Source organism: Mesorhizobium sp. Z1-4 (assembly GCF_004000235.1).
Lineage (GTDB): Bacteria > Pseudomonadota > Alphaproteobacteria > Rhizobiales > Rhizobiaceae > RCIO01.
On the sequence record NZ_RCIO01000003.1, the window covers coordinates 272,241 to 291,448 of the forward strand.

Below are 19,208 nucleotides of genomic sequence, written 5' to 3' on the forward strand. Positions count from 1 at the left end.
TCAAACGTCTGTCGCACTAACCATCTTGCTTTACCATGCCGCGGACAGCCGAACCGCAGTCCGCGTTTGTTATTGATAACGATGGGGAAACGCGCCATTATTTTGGCGTTGGGAGTACGGGTTCATGTTCTTGTCGGGTGTAAATGGACATGCGGACGAGCCAGCGCCGCGCAGCGCGCATGTGATCGTCTGCGGCAACGAAAAGGGCGGGTCGGGCAAATCGACCACCGCGATGCACATCGCCGTTGCGTTGCTTCGATCAGGATACAGCGTCGCTACAGTCGATCTCGACGGGCGCCAGCTTTCGCTCACGCACTACATCGACAACCGCAAACGCTGGGCCAGGCAGGCCCGCATCGAGCTTCCCGCGCCCAGCCATTTCCACGTGCCGCCGGCAAATCGGGACACGGTTGCCGACATGGAGAGCGAGGAGTTTCGCCAGCTCACCGAGGGGCTGACGGAAATCCAGCACAATCACGATTTTGTCGTCATCGACACACCGGGCTCCGACACGTTCCTGAACCGAATGGCGCACCGCATCGCGGACACGCTGGTGACGCCGATGAACGACAGCTTCGTCGACTTTGACGTGCTGGCGAAAATCGACCCGATCAGCCACGAAATTCTCGACCTGTCGCAATATGCGTCCGCGGTGCGCGATGCACGCCGGCAGCGCCGGCAGACCGACAGCTCGATCCTCGACTGGATCGTGGTGCGCAATCGCATGGCTTCGATCTCGTCGCGCAACGAGCAGAAGATCGATGCTTGCCTGCGCAATCTGTCGATCCAGCTGGGTTTCAGGCTTGCCGACGGCATCTCGGAACGTGTCGTCTTCCGCGAGTTTTTCCCGATCGGGCTGACCGCGCTCGATGATTTCGAAGAACATATTCTGGGCACCAAGCCGACGCTCTCGCATCTGGCCGCACGCCAGGAGATCAGGCAGCTCATCGGCGCACTGCGACTGCCCACCGACGAAGTGGGCCGCAAGCGGGCCGCACTGAGGAAACGTTATGCGGAAGCGATCAGCAGGCCGATTGCACTTCCGGACATCTTCGTGAACTAATCGGGCACCATCGGCCCTTACGCATCGTTGGGCCTTGCCAGCGCCACCCGCGCGGCACATCTTCATGGCATGAATAATCGCAAAATGCCTGTTCGCCCCAACACGGCGGCAGAGCCCGCCGCACAGTCGAGCGGGTCCGAAATCGACGCTTTCATCCGCCAGGCGCGCACGCTTGCCACCGCCGCGACGGGCAAGGGCCGTCTCATCCTTGCGCTCGACGCCACGATGAGCCGGCAGCCGACCTGGGACCTTGCCTGCCGCCTGCAGGCCGAGATGTTCGATGCGGTGGGCAAGGCCGGCACGCTGGCCGTGCAGCTGGTCTATTTTCGCGGCTTCGGCGAATGCCGTGCCTCGCGTTTCGTGACCGACACCAATTCGCTCAAGGACCTGATGGTGCGCATCGACTGCCGTGGTGGGCGCACGCAGATCGGCAAGGTTCTGTCGCATGCGCTGAAGGAAAACCGGCGCGAGAAGGTGAACGCTCTGGTCTATATCGGCGACGCGATGGAGGAGGAGATCGACTTGCTGGCCGACCGGGCGGGCGAGCTTGGCCTTCACGGGGTGCCCGTATTTGCCTTCCAGGAAGGCAATGACGCCGCCGCGCAGGTAGCGTTCAAGGAGATCGCCCGGCTCTCCAAAGGGTCGTGGTTCCGGTTCGACCGCAATTCGGCCTCAACGCTCGCCAGGCTGCTGTCGGCCGTTGCGGTTTATGCGACCGGCGGACTCAAGGCGCTGGAGGCACGGGGCCGCGCCGAGGACAGACAGATGATCGAGCATTTGAAAGGCAGCAGATGAGCTTCATGCTCTACCTATCGGTGGCGGTGCTTTGCGCGTTTTTTCTGGCGCTCGGTTTCGTGCGGGCGAGCCCTGCGCGGGTCGCCGATACGATCCGGCTGGCCGGGCCGGCAATACTGGCGCTGCTCGGCCTGGTGTTGCTTCTGGTGGGGCGTGGCGGTGTGGCCGGAATGCTGCTTACGCTGGCCGCGGCATGGTATCTGCGCGGCAGGGCGGGGCGCCGGGCCCGCCGAAGCCCCGGCGGAAAATCGCATGTTCGCACTGCGGCGCTGGAAATGGAGCTCGACCACGAGACCGGGTCGCTCGAAGGCGTCGTTCTCGCCGGCAGCCTGGAGGGCGCGGAACTGAGAAATCTGTCGCTCGAACAGTTGCTGACATTGCGCGGCGAACTGGCAAGCGATGCGGAGAGCCTACAGCTTCTGGAAACCTATCTTGACGGCAGATTTCCCATCTGGCGCGAAGACGCTCAGGCGCATGGAAGCGAGGGGCATGCCGCCACGCCGGTTTCTGGCACCATGACTGAGGAGGAAGCCTACAAGGTCCTTGGTCTTGAGCCGGGTGCCTCCGCGGCGGAGGTCCGCAAGGCGCACCGCCGCCTGATGCAACGCCTGCACCCCGACGTCGGCGGGTCGCCCTTTCTGGCTGCCCGCATCAATGCCGCCAAAGACGTTCTGCTGTCCAAACACGCTTGATACTCCTTCGACGCGATACTGACCGGAGACCCGAGTGACCGGGTTTTATTGCTGCACTGCGTAGCAGGCGATGTCGCGCGCCTTGAGTGCGTTGCAAGCACCCCTGGCCGCATTCTTGGAACTGAAGCCGGCATAGCGGGCACGCCAGTAGTGTGTGCCCTTGTTGTCGAACTTTTCGGTGAACGGAGTGGCATTGGCGAGAATGCCGCCTGCTTCGCGGCTGGTTCGGTCGAGGAAGGAGCGGGCCTCGGCCTCGCTGAGCAGCGATGCCACCTGTACCACCCAGCCGCTGGGGACGGTCGACGCGGTTTCCACCATGTCGACGTCACCTTCGGCGATCTGCATCTCAACTGCGCGCGCTGCCGGTGTCGGTTGCGGGGCAGGTGCTGCCGCGACGACGATCTTGTCGGTGTAAACGGGATCGATGTCCTCGACGGGGCGGGCATCCGGCGTCGGTGCTCCCTTTGCCGGCAGTTCGATGCGGCCTGTGCTGGCGACGACCGGACGGGTTGGCGAAATGGTGCGCGGTTCGGCAATGAGGTCGCCGCGTCCGCGGCGCGAGGCGCGGGGCATATATTTGGAGATCAGTTCGACCATATGCGCATTTCGGCTGTTGGCGGTGCGACCGCCCATGACCACGGCCACGATCGAGCGGCCGTCGGCCTCGACCGAGGAGACGAGGTTGAAACCCGAAGCGCGCGTGTAGCCGGTCTTGATGCCGTCCATGCCACGCACGCGGCCGAGCAGCCGATTGTGGTTGCCGAGCCGCTTGCCGGCCACGGTGGCCACGCGGGTGGAGAAATAGTCGTAATATTGCGGGAAATGCTCGCGCAGCGCGATGCCGAGGCGGGCCATGTCGCGCGCGGTGGTTTTCTGGTGCTTGTTCGGCAGGCCGTGAGCGTTGCGGAAGGTGGTCGATTTCATGCCCAGCGCGCGCGCCTTGTTCGTCATCATCTGTGCGAATTTCGTTTCCGAACCGCCCAGATATTCGGCAACTGCGGTGGAGATGTCGTTGGCCGACTTGGTGGCCAGAGTCAGGATGGCGTCGCCGACGGTGATGGTGGAGCCGGGTTTCAGGCCAAGCTTGGAGGGTTGTTCGGCTGCTGCATTCTTGGAGATCGGGATCCTGGACGATTTGGAGATGTGCCCGTTCTCCAGCGCCTCGAACACCATATAGAGCGTCATCATCTTGGTGAGCGAGGCGGGGAAGCGATGCGAGTCCGCGTAACGCGCGTAGAGCGTCTTGCCGGTTTTGGCGTCGACCACGATCGCGGCATATTTCGAGTTTGCAGACGCGCCGCCGGTCGCCGAAAGCGCCACAACCGCGGCCATTGCAAACAAAGCCATGATTTTCGAGATGAATTTGGGCCCGACCGCGACCCGTTTGAACGCCTGACGCACTGAAACACCCGTCCGGTTGCGATTTTCAGAGTTGGCAGCGCCTCTGCCATAACTTCCCACAGGGTACGGAACCGGCGTTACCAATCCGTTTATGGTGTTTAATGCGTTTACGGTGCGGTGCCGATTTTACCGGAATGCGCTCTGTGGCGGGATTTTGCGCACCCATTGACTTTTTGTGCAGTGCACACTAATTTATGTGCATCGCACAAAACGACGGTTGGATGCCGCTCGAAAGTGCCCGACCCAAAACGCCCATTCAAAGGAATGCCCCGATGTTTCAGTCTTTCGAAGACACCACCAAATTCTCCAAAGAATTCATGGACACCGGCCTGAAGAGCTTCGCCTCGCTGTCGAAGAACCTGCAGACCATCGCCAGCGAAGCCGGCGAGTATTCCAAGAAGTCGTGGGAAGACGGCTCCTCGACCCTGGAGAAGATGTTCTCCGCCAAGTCGCTCGACAAGGCCGTTGAGATCCAGACCGACTATGCCAAGAAGGCCTATGAGGGCTTTGTTGCCCAGGCCACCAAGATGGGCGACCTCTATGCCGAGATCGCCAAGGATGCCTACAAGCCGTTCGAGAGCGCTGTCGCCAAGGCGAAGTAAGACGGTCACGCATTTCTGATCGGCGGGCCGCAAGGTCCGCGCAAGAGCCCGGTAGCATCATTGCTGCCGGGTTTTTTGCGTTCATCATGATGGCAGGAATCGGTGCGTGAATGAGTGCCGCGGCACTTGCCGCAACTGGCCATGCGGCCATATTGTGCCCTTGAAGAAAGGGCTTAAATTCAGCCATGCGGTGCCTACACGAAGCACCTTTGAAATCAGGTGTAAGGCAAACCAGGGGCGATATGACGATCAACGACGGAGCCGCGAGACGATATGCGGTACGCATGGATGATCGGGACGAAGACGATACCGGGTCGGGAGGGAGCGACCGGGGGACGGCGGTCATCACGCGGACGAAGGCCAAGACCAAGAAGCCAAGCCTTTACCGCGTGCTTTTGCTGAATGACGACTACACGCCCATGGAATTCGTCGTTCACGTTCTGGAGCGCTTTTTCCAGAAAGACCGCGATGCCGCGACACGCATCATGCTCCACGTTCACAATCACGGCGTGGGGGAGTGCGGGGTCTATACATTCGAGGTGGCCGAGACCAAAGTGTCGCAGGTCATGGATTTTGCCCGTCAGCACCAGCATCCGCTGCAGTGCGTGATGGAAAAGAAATGAGGACAGCATAACGATGCCGGCTTTCTCCCAGGGCCTGGAACGTGCGCTTCACCAGGCGCTCACCTATGCCAACGAGCGCCACCACGAATACGCGACGCTCGAACACCTCCTGCTTGCACTTGTCGACGATCAGGACGCGGCCGCGGTCATGCGTGCCTGCAATGTCGATCTCGACGATCTGAAACAGACGCTGATCACCTATGTCGATACCGAGCTCGATAATCTGGTGACCGGTTATGACGAGGATTCCAAACCTACTGCCGGCTTCCAGCGTGTCATCCAGCGGGCGGTCATCCATGTGCAGTCGTCGGGGCGCGAAGAGGTATCCGGCGCAAATGTGCTCGTCGCGATTTTCGCCGAGCGCGAAAGCCATGCGGCCTACTTCCTGCAGGAACAGCAGATGACCCGCTACGACGCGGTCAATTATATCAGTCACGGCATCGCCAAACGTCCCGGCAGCAGCGAGGCGCGCGGCGCGCGCGGCGCGGAAGAAAGCGAGCCCGGAGCGGGCGAGGGTGCGGCCGAAGAGGGCGGCAAGAAAAAGCAGCAGGACGCGCTTTCGGCCTATTGCATCAATCTCAACCAGAAGGCGCGGGCAGGGCGGATCGATCCGCTGATCGGCCGCGGCCCGGAAATCAGCCGTACCATCCAGGTGCTGTGCCGCCGCTCCAAGAACAACCCGCTTTATGTCGGCGATCCCGGCGTCGGCAAGACGGCGATCGCCGAAGGCCTGGCGAAGCGCATCGTGGAAGGCGAGGTGCCCGAGGTACTGCTCGATTCCACCATCTTCGCGCTCGACATGGGCACGCTTCTGGCGGGTACGCGCTATCGCGGCGACTTCGAGGAGCGGCTGAAGCAGGTCGTGAAGGAACTCGAGGAGTTTCCGGGCGCGATCCTTTTCATCGATGAAATCCACACCGTGATCGGCGCAGGCGCCACCTCCGGCGGCGCGATGGATGCTTCCAACCTGCTCAAGCCGGCGCTGTCGTCCGGCACGATCCGCTGCATCGGCTCGACCACCTACAAGGAATTCCGTCAGTTTTTCGAGAAGGATCGGGCGCTGGTGCGCCGCTTCCAGAAGATTGACGTGAACGAACCGACCGTGGACGACGCGATCGAGATCATGAAGGGCCTGAAGCCTTATTTCGAGGACTTCCACAAGGTCAAATACACCAATGAGGCGATCAAGGCCGCGGTGGAGCTTTCCTCGCGCTACATCAATGACCGCAAGCTGCCGGACAAGGCGATCGACGTGATCGACGAAACCGGCGCATCGCAGATGCTGGTGCCGGAGAACAAGCGCCGCAAGACGATCAACGTGAAGGAGATCGAGGCGACGATTGCGACCATGGCGCGTATTCCGCCGAAGTCGGTCTCGGCCGACGACGAAAAGGTGCTGGCAGGTCTCGATGAAGAGCTGAAGCGTGTCGTCTACGGACAGGACACAGCGATTTCGGCGCTTGCCTCGGCGATCAAGCTGGCGCGTGCCGGCTTGCGCGAACCGGAGAAGCCGATCGGTTCCTACCTGTTTTCGGGCCCGACCGGCGTCGGCAAGACCGAGGTCGCGAAACAGCTTGCCGCGTCGCTCGGCGTGGAGCTGCTGCGCTTCGACATGTCGGAATATATGGAGCGCCATACCGTGAGCCGTCTGATCGGCGCGCCTCCCGGTTATGTCGGCTTCGACCAGGGCGGCCTCCTGACCGACGGCGTGGACCAGCATCCGCATTGCGTGCTTCTGCTCGACGAGATCGAGAAGGCGCATCCCGACCTATTCAACATCCTGCTGCAGGTGATGGATCACGGTAAACTGACGGATCACAACGGCAAGCAGATCAGCTTCCGCAACGTGATCCTGATCATGACCACCAATGCGGGTGCGGCCGATCTAGCCAAGGCTGCCATCGGTTTCGGCTCCACTAAGCGCGAAGGCGACGACATGGAGGCGATCAACCGGCTGTTCTCGCCGGAATTCCGCAACCGTCTCGACGCGATCATTCCGTTCGGCTCGCTGCCGGTGCCGGTGATCCACCAGGTGGTACAGAAGTTCGTCATGCAGCTGGAGGCGCAACTCGCCGAGCGACGCGTCACCTTCGAGCTGTCGGACGAGGCCGTCGCCTGGCTGGCCGACAAGGGTTACGATGAGCGCATGGGTGCGCGGCCGCTGTCGCGCGTCATCCAGGAGCACATCAAGAAGCCGCTTGCGGAAGAGGTGTTGTTCGGGCGGCTCAAGAAGGGCGGCACGGTGCGGGTCTCGGTCGAAACCAAGGAAAGCGGCGAAAAGGGGCTCAAGCTCGACCCCATCGCCGATGACCAGCCGGTGAAGCCGATAAAGGAAGAGCCCGACGGGCCCAAGCCGAAGAAAAAGTCGGTACGCAAAAGCACATCGCGCAAGGTAGCGGCCAAATCCGCGCCGAAGACCAGCAAAGGCGATGACGGCAAGCGGACGACCGTTCCGCAGCTTCCGCGCCGGGGCTGATCCGGCGCGGGCATGCCCGAAGAGAGGCGCTCAGGTCTCAGGCAACGCCTCGCCCTCGGCGACCGCAAGGAGGTCGGCGAGGCGGCAGCCATAACGCGCGAAGTGCTGGACGACCCCTCGCTTGTGCGGCCGCTTGTCGATCTGCTGGAAGATGCCGACGAAGCCGTTGTTGCGCATGCAGCACATGTGGTCATGCAGGTGGGGCGGGATGCGCCGGCGTTGTTCCTGCCCTACGCTGACCGGCTGCTTTCGATCCTGCGCGCATGCGGACAGTGGGAAATCGGGGAACAATTGCCGAAGGTTCTCGCCGTCATTGAGCTCGAGGACGATCAGACGCAGCAGCTGGCGGATCTGCTGGCCGCACAAGTCGATGCCAAATCGAATATTGCCGCAGCGTCGGCGCTAACCGGGTTGGCCGAACTCGCCCGGACCGGGCGCATTGGCGAGGACATCGCGCGGGATGCAATCAACGCCGCGCTTGCTTCGCCGCGCAAGGCGCTGGCTGCGCGGGCGCGGCGCATCTTGCAAAAGGCAGGCTGGTCGTGAGCGGCGGGGCTGCTGCCGGGCCGCCTGAGAGTCACTTCGGCTGGTATCTGCGCGGGTTGCGCGAGGTGGTGTCGCTGCCGGCGCTGATCCTGGCAAGCAGCTTTGTCGGTTTCGCGGCACTAGCACAAGGCGCCGGGTTCACCCTCGTGCAGGTGGTCTTCATGACGGCGACCATCTGGGCACTGCCGGGCATGGTGGTTCTCGTGGGCGCCGTGATTGCAGGCAACGGCCTTTTTGTTGTGGCGCTCGCCGTTGCGCTGTCGTCGGCACGGCTGACCCCGATGGTGGTTTCGCTGGTGCCCGAGCTCAAGGCGGAACGAACCCGCCCGTGGGTTCTTTACCTGCTGTCGCACTTCGTCGCCGTTACCTCCTGGGTCGTTGCCATGCACAAGGTCCAGACCGTTCCGCGCGACTTTCGAACCTCCTGGTATGGCGGCGTCGGGTCATCTCTGGTGATGCTCAACATGGCCGTGGTGACGGTGTTTTACCTCACCGCGCGTGACCTGCCGCCGGTGCTCTCCGCCGGGCTTCTTTTGCTGATGCCGATGTACTTTCTGACGTCGCTGTGGACGTCGGCGCGGGAGGCGGCGAGCAAGGTCGCGATGGTGCTTGGGCTGGTATTGGGGCCGGTCTGCGCGGCGCTCGTGCCCGGGTTCAGCCTGCTGATTGCCGGCCTTGCAGGTGGCGCAGCGGCCTATGCCTGGCATCGTTTGCAGGCGCGGCGGGCGCCGACATGACCTTTACCGGCATCGAAGCATGGTGGTGGCCGTTCCTGTTCATCCTCGTCGCGGGATGGCTGGCGACCGACAGCTGGCGTTTCCTCGGCGTGTTCCTGGGCGGCAGGATTTCGGAGGATTCCGAAGTTCTGGTTTTCGTGCGTTGCGTTGCGACGGCGCTTGTCGCCGCTGTCGTGGCGAGCCTGATCCTGACGCCAGGTGGCGCACTTGCCGACACGCCGATCCTCCTGCGCGCCGGAGCTGCAATGGTCGGGTTCGCCGCTTATCTTGCCGCAGGCAAACGCATGATCGTCGGCTTGCTCGTCGCAGAGGCCGTTCTGGTCGGCGGGGTGCTGCTCGGCTGATCAGGCGAGGGCGGCGCGTATCTTCTCGGCATTTGCGGCCAGCACCGCATTGTCTTCCATCGTGCCGGTATGAGGTTTCAAAGCCACGCCATCGAAACGGGGAATGATGTGGACATGCAGGTGGAAGACGATCTGCCCGCCTGCGGGTTCGGAGAACTGCTGGATCGTCACGCCGTCGGCGCCCATTCCCTTTTTCGCAGCGATCGCCAGCTTCTGCACCGTACGCATGACGGCTGCCAGGCTGTCCGGATCGACATCGAGTATGTTTCGCGACGGCTTTTTCGGGATCACCAGGCAGTGACCATCGCCGCGCGGCATGATGTCCATGAAGGCGAAGGTGTCGTCGTCTTCATAGAGCTTGTGGGCGGGCAGTTCACCGCGCAGGATTTTCGCGAAGACGTTGGTTGGGTCATAGGCGGCGGGCATGGGGCCTCCGGCAAGGCAAGCAAGGGAATAGGGGCAGTAAGGCAGTAGGGATAAGCCTGCCGAACGTCAACGTCGCAGGCCAGTTCCCGCGGTTGCTCAACCATACTGCTCTGCTGCCCTATTCCCCCAGTGCCTTATCCGCCTTTCCGGAACGGCCCGCGTTGCGCCAGATATTCGCCGACCGCGGCCACGTCCTGCCGTTCGCGGACGAGGTAATTTTCCACGGCATCGCGAAGGCCGGCATGCACAATGTGATGCGCGGAATGTGTGGTGACCGGCATGTAGCCGCGCGCCAGCTTGTGTTCGCCCTGCGCGCCGGCCTCAACCACCTTCAGGCCGTGTGCGATCGCGAAGTCGATTGCCTGATGGTAGCAGATCTCGAAATGCAGGAAGGGGTGTTCCTCAACACATCCCCAATGGCGGCCATAGAGCGTGTCCGAGCCGATGAAGTTGATCGCGCCGGCGATGTAGCGCCCGTCGCGCTTTGCCATGACCAGCAGAATGTTGTCGGCCATACGCGCGGCTACCAGCGAGTAGAATTCGCGGTTGAGATAAGGCCGGCCCCATTTGCGCGAGCCGGTGTCCATGTAGAAGGCAAAAAAGTCGTCGAGCACCGACTCGGTGATGTCGGCGCCCCTCAGCCACTCGACGGAGATGCCGTTTTCAAGTGCGGCATGACGTTCCTTGCGCAGCGCCTTGCGCTTTCGCGAGGCGAGGGTGGTGAGAAAGTCGTCATAGCTTCCGTATCCCTCATTGAAAAAATGAAACTGCTGATCGGTGCGCCGCAAATAGCCGTGATGCCCGAGCAGTTCAGCTTCGTCCGAGGGCGCGAAGGTGACGTGGACCGACGATGCGCCGATGCGTGCGCACAGCGCCTTCAGGCCCTCGGCAAGTGCGGTGCGGACGGAACCCTGGTCCGCGCCCTCGCTGACCAGCAGCCGGGGACCCTGAGCGGGTGTAAAGGGAATCGAGACCTGCAGCTTCGGATAGTAGCGGCCGCCGGCGCGCTCGAAGGCGTCGGCCCAGCCGTAGTCGAAGACGTACTCGCCCTGGCTGTGGGACTTCAGATAACAAGGTACTGCGCCCAACATGCGGCCGTCCGGCGCATCCAGCCTGAGATGCTGCGGCATCCAGCCGGTCTCTGGTGCAACGCAGCCGCTTTCCTCAAGCGATGAGAGGAAGGCGTGGCTCACAAACGGATTATAGGGAGCGCGGCCGCCGCGGCCCGCGCCCAGCAACTGATCCCACTCGCCGGAGGGAATGGCGGCCAGCGAAGGATTGACGCGGATCGCGAATTCACCGCTTGCGGCTGCGTTGTCGCTCTGCCGGCTCATGCTTTGAGGTTATCCCGGGTTCCACAAGAATGTCCCCAATACCTATTAGCGAAGCGGCGCTTTGCAAGACGTTCTATCGCAGAGCGGCGACGTCTCCAGGGTGGTCGGGGTTGAACCCTTCAAAGGTCATCTGGTCGGCATGGGCTGCGGTCAGGTCATAGGCCCTGCGGTCGCGCACCGTCCAGGTGATCACGGGCCGCGCAAGGTCGTGCCTCATGAATTCGGTGAAGGGATTGGGCAGTTCCATCGCGTAGAAAGAGGCAAAGGCCGGATTGTGGGCCAGCATCGAAAAATGCTGTTCCAGCCGGTCTTGCGTATTGCCCACTGCAGTCAGTCCGCCTGGAACGCCCGGGGCGTCGGCCGCGAAGCGGCGTACGAGCCAGTGGTCGAACGACATTATCGCCGCTTTGCCACGGTAGGCCGAGAGCAGCTTGCCGACCTCGGCGACGAGACCCTCATCCTGCCCGGCGATGCCCTTGAGTTCGATCACGATGGGAACGCGGCCGGCAACGCACTCCAACATCTGCCGAAGCGTCGGAACCCGGTCCTGCGTGCCGCCGACGAAGAGTTCAGCGAGCTGGACGGATGTCAGATCGCAGGTGTTGCCTTCTTCGCCGGTCAGCCGCTTCAGCTGGCCGTCATGAAAAACGACAGGCGCGCCATCGGCCGCGAGATGAACATCGCATTCGATGGCGAAATTCCCGGCCACCGCGGCCTCGAAGGCCGACAGTGTGTTTTCCCAGCGGCTGACATTGAGATCATGCAAGCCGCGATGCGCGATCGGGCGCGCGGTGAGCCAGGAAAGATCGCTCATTTCGTTCAAGCGAGCTCGGCGATGACCTCGACCTCGACAGGAGCATTGAGCGGAAGTACCGCCATGCCTACTGCCGAGCGCGCGTGGCGGCCATTGTCGCCGAATGCAGCGACCAGCATGTCCGACGCGCCATTTGCGACGATGTGGGCTTCGTGGAAGTCGGGCGCCGCCGCAACGAACACCGTAATCTTGACGATGCGGGCGATGCGGTCGAGATCGCCGTCGCATGCGGCCTTCAGAACGCCGAGCACGTTGAGCGCACAGTGGCGCGCAGCGAGCTGCCCGGTCTTGGTGTCGACATCCTTGCCAAGCAGCCCCGTGGCCACAAGCTTGCCGTCCAGGAAGGGCAGCTGGCCCGAGGTCAGGATCAGCTTTCCGGTCTTGTTCCAGGGGATGTAGTTTGCTGCCGGTGCCGCGACGGTGGGAATGGTTTCTCCAAGCTCGGCAACCCGGTTTTCGACCGCTGTCATACTAGATGCTCCTTCAAAAATGTCTGTAGATGTCCATTGGCGGCTTTGATCTCGCCTCGCTTCGGCCACCGATGTGTATATGGTGATACACGCGACGCCAGCGTCGCCCAAGACACCTGAGGAGACATTCACAGATGCGCGCATCCTGCGCCAAGTTTTTTGGCCCGGCCGTACTTGTGCTGGCCATGCCGGCCGCAGCTCAGGCTGCCCAGGCGCTGGCGCCCCATCGTGCCGTATATGACCTCAAGCTCGACCAGGCATCCGACAGGTCGGGGATCAAGGGCGTCGATGGACGGATGGTCTATGAGTTCGATGGTTCCGCCTGCGATGGCTATACCGTCAATTTCCGGTTCGTTACCGAAATCAGCACCGACGAAATGTCGCGCATCAGCGATTTGCAGACCTCGACCTACGAGGACGGGGCGGGCGACCATTTCAGCTTCGTCACCAAATCCTATGTCGACCAGAAACTCGACCGCGAAATCAAGGGCAGCGCGACGCGCGAAGCCGGCGGCGTCTCGGTCGAGCTCGACAAACCCGACAAGCGCTCGCTCGGGCTCGAACGTTCGCAATTTCCGACCGAACATCTTCTGGAGCTGATCGGCCGCGCCGAAAATTCGGAGACATTCTACGAGACGACGATATTTGACGGGTCGGAGGATGCCGACCGGATCATGACCACGACCGTGATCATTGGCCGCAAGGCGCCGATTGCCAGCGGCGACCCGGAGTTCAAGGTTGCGGGCGCCTTGTCCGAAGACCGGTTCTGGCCGGTCGATATCGCCTATTTCGATCTTTCGGGGGAGAACGGCGAGGAAGTGCCCAGCTACCGTATTTCGTTCAAGCTGCATGAAAGCGGCATCACCCGGGATATCGTGATGGACTATGGCGATTTCGCGCTGGCCGGACAGCTGGTTCAACTCGACATGCTGCCGCAGCCCGAATGCAGCCGCTGAGACTGGCGATCGCCGGTCTTGTATTGGCGCTCGCCTCGTTTGCGGGCCTTCTTCAGCCAGTTGCCGCCCGGCCGATCTGCCTCATGGTCGCAGATGCAGCTTCGGGGACGGAACTTGTCAGGGAAGGCGATTGCGAAACGCGTGTAACGCCGGCGTCAACGTTCAAGCTGGCGCTTGCGGTGATGGGTTTCGATAGCGGTTTCCTCGCGAATGCGAACCAACCCGTGTTCGAGTTCCGCAAGGGTTTTCCCGAGTGGGGAGGAGCCGAATGGCGCAAGCCCGCCGACCCGGCACGCTGGATGCGCCATTCGATTGTCTGGTATTCGCGCTTCATAACGCACCAGCTCGGTACAGCCGAGCTCGAGCGCTACAGCCGATCTTTCGGCTACGGCAATGCCGACCTGAGCGGCGATCCAGGCAAGGACAACGGGCTAGACCGCGGGTGGATCAGCTCGTCGCTCAGGATATCGCCTGTCGAACAGGTTCGGTTTTTGCGCCGTTTCGTCAATCGCGATCTGCCGGTTTCGGCGCAAACCTATGCGCGGGTCGAGAGCATCGTTCAAAGACATGCACTGGCAGGCAACTGGATGATCGCCGGCAAGACAGGTTCTGCCTACCCATACAATACCGATGGGTCGTTCGATCGCAGACGCGCCTGGGGCTGGTATGTCGGCTGGGCCAGGAAGGACGATACCAACCTGCTGTTTGCGCGGCTCGATGAAGTGGATTCAACGAAAAACGGTTCGTCGGGGCTTTATGTCCGCAGCCACTTTCTCGAGGGCTGGGCTCAAACAGCGAAGGTTGCAGGGCGCTAGAGGGCGCACGCCGTATGTGCCGCGATGCTGGGCGGACTTGCAAATCTCCGCTGCGCCATCTATATGCGCGCGCATTCCACACACGGACTTTGGTTTTCGGGCGGGAGACATCCCCCGACGACCGCCGGTGGCGCAAGACGCGCCTTTGTCCGTGGAGGCCAACCGGAAAGGACAATGACTATGGCTCTGCCAGACTTCAGCATGCGTCAGCTTTTGGAAGCCGGCGTTCACTTCGGCCACCAGACGCACCGCTGGAACCCGAAAATGTCGCAGTACATTTTCGGCAGCCGCAACAACATCCACATCATCGACCTGTCGCAGTCGGTTCCGCTGCTGCACCAGGCGCTGAAGAAGGTGTCCGACACGGTTTCGACCGGCGGACGCGTCCTGTTCGTGGGCACCAAGCGCCAAGCTTCGGAGATTATCGCCGATTCGGCCAAGCGTTCGGCCCAGTATTACGTCAATGCGCGCTGGCTTGGCGGCATGCTGACCAACTGGAAGACGATTTCGAATTCGATCCAGCGTCTGCGCAAGCTCGAAGAACTGCTCGCCGACGGTGCCCAGGCATCGGCCTTCACCAAGAAGGAGCGTCTGAACCTGGAGCGCGAGCGCGAGAAACTCGACCGTGCGCTGGGCGGCATCAAGGACATGGGCTCGACGCCGGACCTGATGTTCGTGATCGACACCAACAAGGAAGCGATCGCCATTCAGGAGGCCAAGCGTCTCGGCATTCCGGTCGTCGCGATCGTCGATTCCAACTGCGATCCGGACATTGTCGACTTCCCGATCCCGGGCAATGACGACGCCGCGCGGGCCATCTCGCTTTATTGCGACCTGATTTCGAAGGCCGCGATCGACGGTATCGCCCGCCAGCAGGGCTCGGTCGGCATCGATGTCGGTGCCGCGGAAGAAGCGCCGGTCGAAACCGCGGTTGCGGAAGAGCCGGCAGCCGAGGAACCGGCGGCGGAAGCCGCACCGGCCGAGGCGGAAGCCAAGGACGAAGACAAGAAGGACGCCTGACCGGCGGCCGGTCAGCCGGCTGTCATTTTCGGGCGCTATAGCGCACCGCGGCGGGCGCGGTGCGCAATTACGTATTCAGACTGCGATATGAAGAGGCAAAAATGAGCATCTCGGCAGCACAGGTGAAGGAACTGCGCGACATCACCGGCGCGGGCATGATGGATTGTAAGGCGGCTCTGGCCGAAACCAATGGCGACGTGGAAGCGGCGATCGACCTTCTGCGCAAGAAGGGTATTGCCAAGGCCGACAAGAAGGCAGGCCGTACCGCCGCCGAAGGCCTGATCGGCGTCGCCGCCGAAGGCACATCCGCGGTTACGGTGGAAGTGAACTCCGAAACCGATTTTGTGGCCCGCAACGAGTCTTTCCAGGACATCGTGCGCAATGTGGCGAAGGCTGCTCTGGGCACCGATGGCTCCAGTGAAGCCGTCGCCAATGCGCCGTATCCGGGTTCGGACAAGTCGGTCGCGGATACGATCAAGGACGCTGTTGGCACCATCGGCGAAAACATGAGCTTCCGCCGCTCCGCGAAGCTCTCCGTCGGGCAGGGCGCCGTCGCGACCTACGTCCACAATTCGGTGGATGAGAGCCTCGGCAAGATGGGTGTGCTGGTCGGTATCGAAACCGCCGGCAACGCGGATGCCGCGCGTGCATTCGGCCGCCAGGTGGCCATGCACGTTGCCGCAACCAACCCACTCTCGCTCACGCCGGACGAAATCGATGCGGCGGTGGTCGAGCGCGAGAAGGCTATTTTCGCCGACCAGGCGCGGGCTTCGGGCAAGCCGGACAACATCATCGAAAAGATGGTCGAGGGCCGGCTGCGCAAGTTCTACGAAGAGGTTGTGCTGCTCAAGCAGGCCTTTGTCATCAACCCGGACCTGACCGTCGAAAAGGCGCTCCAGGAAGCGGAAAAGGACATTGGCGCGCCAGCCAAGATCACCGGTTTCGTGCGCTTTGCACTCGGCGAGGGCATCGAACGCGAGGAAGCCGATTTTGCCGCCGAAGTGGCGGCAGTTGCCGGCAGCTGACGCCTTTCATTTTCCACATATGACGCCGAAGGGCGCTGCGTGACAACGCGGCGCCCTTCGTGTATCGCGGGGTCGATTTCACCAGAAGGCCGAACACCGCATGCCCGACCAGCCAACCTATCGCCGCGTATTGCTGAAAGCCTCGGGCGAGGCGCTGATGGGAGGGCAGGGTTTCGGCATCGACGTTTCAGTCGTCGACCGGATCGCAGCCGACATCGTCGAGGCGCGCAAACTCGGTGTCGAAGTCGCGGTTGTCATCGGCGGCGGCAATATATTTCGCGGCGTTGCCGTAGCCTCCAAGGGCGGCGACCGGGTGACCGGCGATCACATGGGCATGCTTGCCACAGTGATCAATTCGCTCGCGCTCAGGACATCGCTGGTCAAAATGGGGGTCGATGCGGTCGTTCTTTCGGCGATCGCGATGCCGGAGCTGTGCGAGAGCTTCTCCCAGCGCCAGGCGACTGCCTATATGGACGCGGGCAAGGTCGTGATTTTCGCGGGCGGTACGGGCAACCCGTTCTTCACCACCGATTCGGCGGCGGCATTGCGGGCCGCCGAGATCGGGGCGGACGCGCTTTTCAAGGGCACGCAGGTGGACGGCGTTTATTCGGCGGATCCGAAAAAGGACCCGAATGCCGAACGATACGACAGGCTGGGCCATGCTGAAGTCATACAGCAGGGCCTGACGATCATGGATACTGCGGCAATTGCGCTTGCGCGTGAGAACCACATTCCGATAATCGTGTTCTCGATCCATGAAGAACACGGTTTCAGCGCGATTCTTCGCGGAAACGGTAGATATACGGTGGTCTCGGACGAATAATCTGCGCCAGACGCAGAAAACCGGTCCCCGTCAGCAGGAGGGAAGACAATGGCAGGCGCTGTCGATTTCAAGGATCTTCAGCGGCGGATGGAGGGCGCGGTTTCCGTGTTCAAATCCGATCTCGCTTCACTGAGAACCGGCCGTGCGTCCGGCAATCTTCTCGACCCGATTCAGGTCGACGCCTACGGCTCGCAGATGCCGCTCAATCAGGTCGCCACGATTTCGGTGCCCGAGCCGCGGATGCTCAGCGTTCAGGTGTGGGACAAATCCATGGTTCAGGCCGTGGACCGCGCGATCCGCGAATCCAACCTCGGCTTCAATCCCATCGTCGATGGTACCAACCTGCGCATTCCGTTGCCCGAGCTCAATGAGGAGCGACGCAAGGAGCTGGTGAAGATCGCTCACACCTACGCCGAGAACGCGCGCGTGGCTGCCAGGCATGTTCGCCGCGACGGCATGGATCATCTTAAGAAGTCCGAAAAGGACGGCGAGACGAGCGAAGACGATGCGCGCCGTCTGCACGATCAGGTGCAGAAGCTGACCGATGACACGATTGCAACGATCGACAGCCTGCTGACCGAAAAAGAGGCGGAGATCCTGCACGTATAGGCGCATTGCCAGCGGAGATGCGGACCGGTTCGAGGATGAAACCCGACCACATAGCCATCATCATGGACGGCAACGGGCGCTGGGCCAAAAGCCGCGGGCTGCCGCGCGCCGCGGGTCATCGTGCCGGCGTCGAGGCTTTGCGCGCAACGGTTCGTGCTGCCGGCGAGCTCGGTGTCGGCTGGCTTACGGTCTACGCCTTTTCCTCGGAAAACTGGTCGCGGCCGAAATCGGAAGTCTCCGACCTTATGGGGCTGCTCAAACTGTTCATCCGCCGCGACCTCGCGGAACTGCACAACAGCGGCGTGCGGGTGAGGGTGATCGGGCGGCGTGAGGGGCTGGACCCTGAAATCGAAGGACTGTTGCACGAGGCGGAAGCGCTGACCGCGCTCAACCGCAAAAGCAATCTGGTGATTGCGTTCAATTATGGCGGGCGCGACGAGATCGCGCGCGCCAGCAGACGCATTGCCGAGGATGTGGCGGCCGGCAAGCTCTCCGCCGAAAACATTGGCGAGGAACGCTTCGCCGAATACCTGGACACGGCGGGGATCCCCGATCCCGACCTGGTGATCCGCACCAGCGGCGAGCAGCGCATGTCGAACTTTCTGCCCTGGCAGGCGGCGTATTCGGAGCTGGTATTCGTTCCATGCTTCTGGCCCGATTTCGGCCGCGCAGAGCTCATGAACGCGGTCGAAGTATTTAGTTCGCGCGAGCGCCGCTTCGGCGGGGTCGCGGCGCGCGACGCATCATGACTGGCGGCTCGCCCGACGGCCTAGAGCGCGCGGGCAAAAAGCCGCGCAGCAACCTTCAATTGCGGGTTATCTCGGCGCTTGTGCTCGCGGCCGTGGTGCTGGCGCTCACATGGTGGGGCGGCACGGCATTCCGGCTGTTTGCGGCAGCAATGGGTGCTGCGGTTTTCCACGAATGGTCGACACTGTCGAAAGACCGCTATTCGCCCGCCTACAGAACTGCCGCCTGGGCGCTTGCCGCCGCGGTGCTCGTTACGCTTGCGGCCGGGAGCGATGCTCTGACGCTGTTCGGCGCGGTCGCGATTGCAGCAGCCGGTGCGTGGGTGGCGGCGATCATAATGGGCCAGGGCCCGGGGCTTGCTGCAGGAATTGTCTATGCGACGGCACCTGCCGTCGCGCTGGCGCTTTTGCGCGGCGACGACCTGGCCGGTCTGTGGGCAATGCTGTTCCTGTTCGCCTGCGTGTGGGGGACAGACATCGCCGCCTATTTCGCGGGACGGTATTTCGGCGGCCCGAAACTTGCCCCGGCGATTTCCCCGTCGAAGACCTGGAGCGGCGCCATTGGCGGCGTGGTCGCCGCGGCGATCGGCGGCGGGATTATCGCAGCGGCCGGGCCGTCATCGGCTGCTCTTGTTACCGGTGTGCTTGCAGCCGTCGGGGTCTCGGTCGTTTCGCAGTTCGGCGATCTTTTCGAATCGGCCTACAAGCGACGTCATGGTGCAAAGGACTCCGGCCACACGATACCGGGGCATGGCGGCGTGATGGACCGGGTCGACGGGCTTGTCGCGGCGGCGCTGGCGCTCTACGTGATCTGCGCCAGTCTTGCCGGCATGGATAGCCCCGCTGCCGGGCTCTTCGGCGGATAGGCGGCGGCATGCGGTGGCGCCCGAC

22 protein-coding genes are annotated in these 19,208 nt (G+C 62.4%); 17 read left to right on the plus strand and 5 right to left on the minus strand.

Translation table 11 applies throughout. From position 1 onward, the window contains the following. Nucleotides 1–124 precede the first annotated feature (124 nt). The 3 genes from EP165_RS12770 to EP165_RS12780 all read left to right on the plus strand — a co-directional run bounded on the left by EP165_RS12770 (nucleotide 125) and on the right by EP165_RS12780 (nucleotide 2,550). On the plus strand, nucleotides 125–1,063 hold the full coding sequence (locus EP165_RS12770; RefSeq protein WP_127523143.1) for a division plane positioning ATPase MipZ: 939 nt from the start codon (nucleotides 125–127) through the stop codon (nucleotides 1,061–1,063). A 69-nt stretch (nucleotides 1,064–1,132) separates the two neighbouring features. After that, nucleotides 1,133–1,858, plus strand: a complete 726-nt coding sequence (locus tag EP165_RS12775) for a vWA domain-containing protein (protein WP_127523145.1) — start codon at nucleotides 1,133–1,135, stop codon at nucleotides 1,856–1,858. Further along, complete coding sequence (locus EP165_RS12780; RefSeq protein ID WP_127523147.1) at nucleotides 1,855–2,550, plus strand: DnaJ domain-containing protein; 696 nt, start codon at nucleotides 1,855–1,857, stop codon at nucleotides 2,548–2,550. The genes EP165_RS12775 and EP165_RS12780 overlap by 4 nt, the downstream gene beginning before the upstream one ends. Before the next feature lie 45 nt (nucleotides 2,551–2,595). Here EP165_RS12780 and EP165_RS12785 read toward each other — a convergent pair whose 3' ends face one another. Continuing rightward, a complete protein-coding gene (locus EP165_RS12785) occupies nucleotides 2,596–3,897 on the minus strand; it encodes a D-alanyl-D-alanine carboxypeptidase (protein WP_127523149.1) in 1,302 nt (433 codons plus the stop codon). A 326-nt stretch (nucleotides 3,898–4,223) separates the two neighbouring features. Between EP165_RS12785 and EP165_RS12790 the strand changes: the two genes are divergently transcribed. From EP165_RS12790 to EP165_RS12815, 6 genes are all read left to right on the plus strand, one after another. Beyond that, nucleotides 4,224–4,553 (plus strand): phasin family protein, encoded by a 330-nt coding sequence (locus tag EP165_RS12790; RefSeq protein ID WP_127523151.1) that lies wholly within the window; start codon nucleotides 4,224–4,226, stop codon nucleotides 4,551–4,553. Nucleotides 4,554–4,837: 284 nt separating this feature from the next. Then, complete coding sequence (gene clpS / locus EP165_RS12795) at nucleotides 4,838–5,176, plus strand: ATP-dependent Clp protease adapter ClpS (RefSeq protein ID WP_164743047.1); 339 nt, start codon at nucleotides 4,838–4,840, stop codon at nucleotides 5,174–5,176. A gap of 13 nt (nucleotides 5,177–5,189) precedes the next feature. After that, entirely contained in the window at nucleotides 5,190–7,652 is a 2,463-nt protein-coding gene (gene clpA, locus EP165_RS12800) for an ATP-dependent Clp protease ATP-binding subunit ClpA (protein ID WP_127523155.1), read from the plus strand. 12 nt (nucleotides 7,653–7,664) lie between these two features. Further along, on the plus strand, nucleotides 7,665–8,198 hold the full coding sequence (locus tag EP165_RS12805; protein ID WP_127523157.1) for a hypothetical protein: 534 nt from the start codon (nucleotides 7,665–7,667) through the stop codon (nucleotides 8,196–8,198). Continuing rightward, nucleotides 8,195–8,935: an AzlC family ABC transporter permease gene (locus EP165_RS12810; RefSeq protein ID WP_245440127.1), complete on the plus strand. Its 741-nt coding sequence runs from the start codon at nucleotides 8,195–8,197 to the stop codon at nucleotides 8,933–8,935. Before EP165_RS12805 ends, EP165_RS12810 begins: the two co-directional genes overlap by 4 nt. Continuing rightward, nucleotides 8,932–9,279 carry an AzlD domain-containing protein gene (locus tag EP165_RS12815; protein WP_127523161.1) on the plus strand — a complete coding sequence of 116 codons (348 nt, stop codon included), beginning with the start codon at nucleotides 8,932–8,934 and terminating at the stop codon, nucleotides 9,277–9,279. The genes EP165_RS12810 and EP165_RS12815 overlap by 4 nt, the downstream gene beginning before the upstream one ends. Here the strand turns inward: EP165_RS12815 and EP165_RS12820 are convergent, their stop codons facing one another. The 4 genes from EP165_RS12820 to EP165_RS12835 all read right to left on the minus strand — a co-directional run bounded on the left by EP165_RS12820 (nucleotide 9,280) and on the right by EP165_RS12835 (nucleotide 12,323). After that, complete coding sequence (locus EP165_RS12820) at nucleotides 9,280–9,705, minus strand: HIT family protein (RefSeq protein WP_127523163.1); 426 nt, start codon at nucleotides 9,703–9,705, stop codon at nucleotides 9,280–9,282. A gap of 134 nt (nucleotides 9,706–9,839) precedes the next feature. Then, nucleotides 9,840–11,039, minus strand: a complete 1,200-nt coding sequence (locus EP165_RS12825; protein WP_127523165.1) for a GNAT family N-acetyltransferase — start codon at nucleotides 11,037–11,039, stop codon at nucleotides 9,840–9,842. Between the two features lie 73 nt (nucleotides 11,040–11,112). Next, nucleotides 11,113–11,853 (minus strand): glycerophosphodiester phosphodiesterase, encoded by a 741-nt coding sequence (locus tag EP165_RS12830; protein WP_127523167.1) that lies wholly within the window; start codon nucleotides 11,851–11,853, stop codon nucleotides 11,113–11,115. Between the two features lie 5 nt (nucleotides 11,854–11,858). After that, on the minus strand, nucleotides 11,859–12,323 hold the full coding sequence (locus EP165_RS12835) for a RidA family protein (protein WP_127523169.1): 465 nt from the start codon (nucleotides 12,321–12,323) through the stop codon (nucleotides 11,859–11,861). Nucleotides 12,324–12,457: 134 nt separating this feature from the next. Here EP165_RS12835 and EP165_RS12840 point away from each other — a divergent pair, with 134 nt between their 5' ends. From EP165_RS12840 to EP165_RS12875, 8 genes are all read left to right on the plus strand, one after another. Further along, a complete protein-coding gene (locus EP165_RS12840) occupies nucleotides 12,458–13,279 on the plus strand; it encodes a cell envelope integrity EipB family protein (RefSeq protein ID WP_127523171.1) in 822 nt (273 codons plus the stop codon). Next, nucleotides 13,267–14,094: a class D beta-lactamase gene (blaOXA, locus tag EP165_RS12845; protein ID WP_127523173.1), complete on the plus strand. Its 828-nt coding sequence runs from the start codon at nucleotides 13,267–13,269 to the stop codon at nucleotides 14,092–14,094. The genes EP165_RS12840 and blaOXA overlap by 13 nt, the downstream gene beginning before the upstream one ends. Nucleotides 14,095–14,274: 180 nt before the next feature. Further along, nucleotides 14,275–15,114: a 30S ribosomal protein S2 gene (rpsB, locus tag EP165_RS12850; RefSeq protein WP_127523527.1), complete on the plus strand. Its 840-nt coding sequence runs from the start codon at nucleotides 14,275–14,277 to the stop codon at nucleotides 15,112–15,114. 101 nt (nucleotides 15,115–15,215) lie between these two features. Then, on the plus strand, nucleotides 15,216–16,139 hold the full coding sequence (gene tsf / locus EP165_RS12855) for a translation elongation factor Ts (protein ID WP_127523175.1): 924 nt from the start codon (nucleotides 15,216–15,218) through the stop codon (nucleotides 16,137–16,139). 100 nt (nucleotides 16,140–16,239) lie between these two features. Beyond that, nucleotides 16,240–16,962, plus strand: a complete 723-nt coding sequence (gene pyrH, locus EP165_RS12860; protein ID WP_127523177.1) for a UMP kinase — start codon at nucleotides 16,240–16,242, stop codon at nucleotides 16,960–16,962. Nucleotides 16,963–17,010: 48 nt separating this feature from the next. Beyond that, on the plus strand, nucleotides 17,011–17,571 hold the full coding sequence (frr, locus tag EP165_RS12865; protein WP_127523179.1) for a ribosome recycling factor: 561 nt from the start codon (nucleotides 17,011–17,013) through the stop codon (nucleotides 17,569–17,571). A gap of 35 nt (nucleotides 17,572–17,606) precedes the next feature. Then, entirely contained in the window at nucleotides 17,607–18,320 is a 714-nt protein-coding gene (locus tag EP165_RS12870) for an isoprenyl transferase (protein ID WP_127523181.1), read from the plus strand. Then, complete coding sequence (locus tag EP165_RS12875) at nucleotides 18,317–19,183, plus strand: phosphatidate cytidylyltransferase (RefSeq protein WP_127523183.1); 867 nt, start codon at nucleotides 18,317–18,319, stop codon at nucleotides 19,181–19,183. The genes EP165_RS12870 and EP165_RS12875 overlap by 4 nt, the downstream gene beginning before the upstream one ends. The last annotated feature ends 25 nt before the right edge of the window (nucleotides 19,184–19,208 follow it).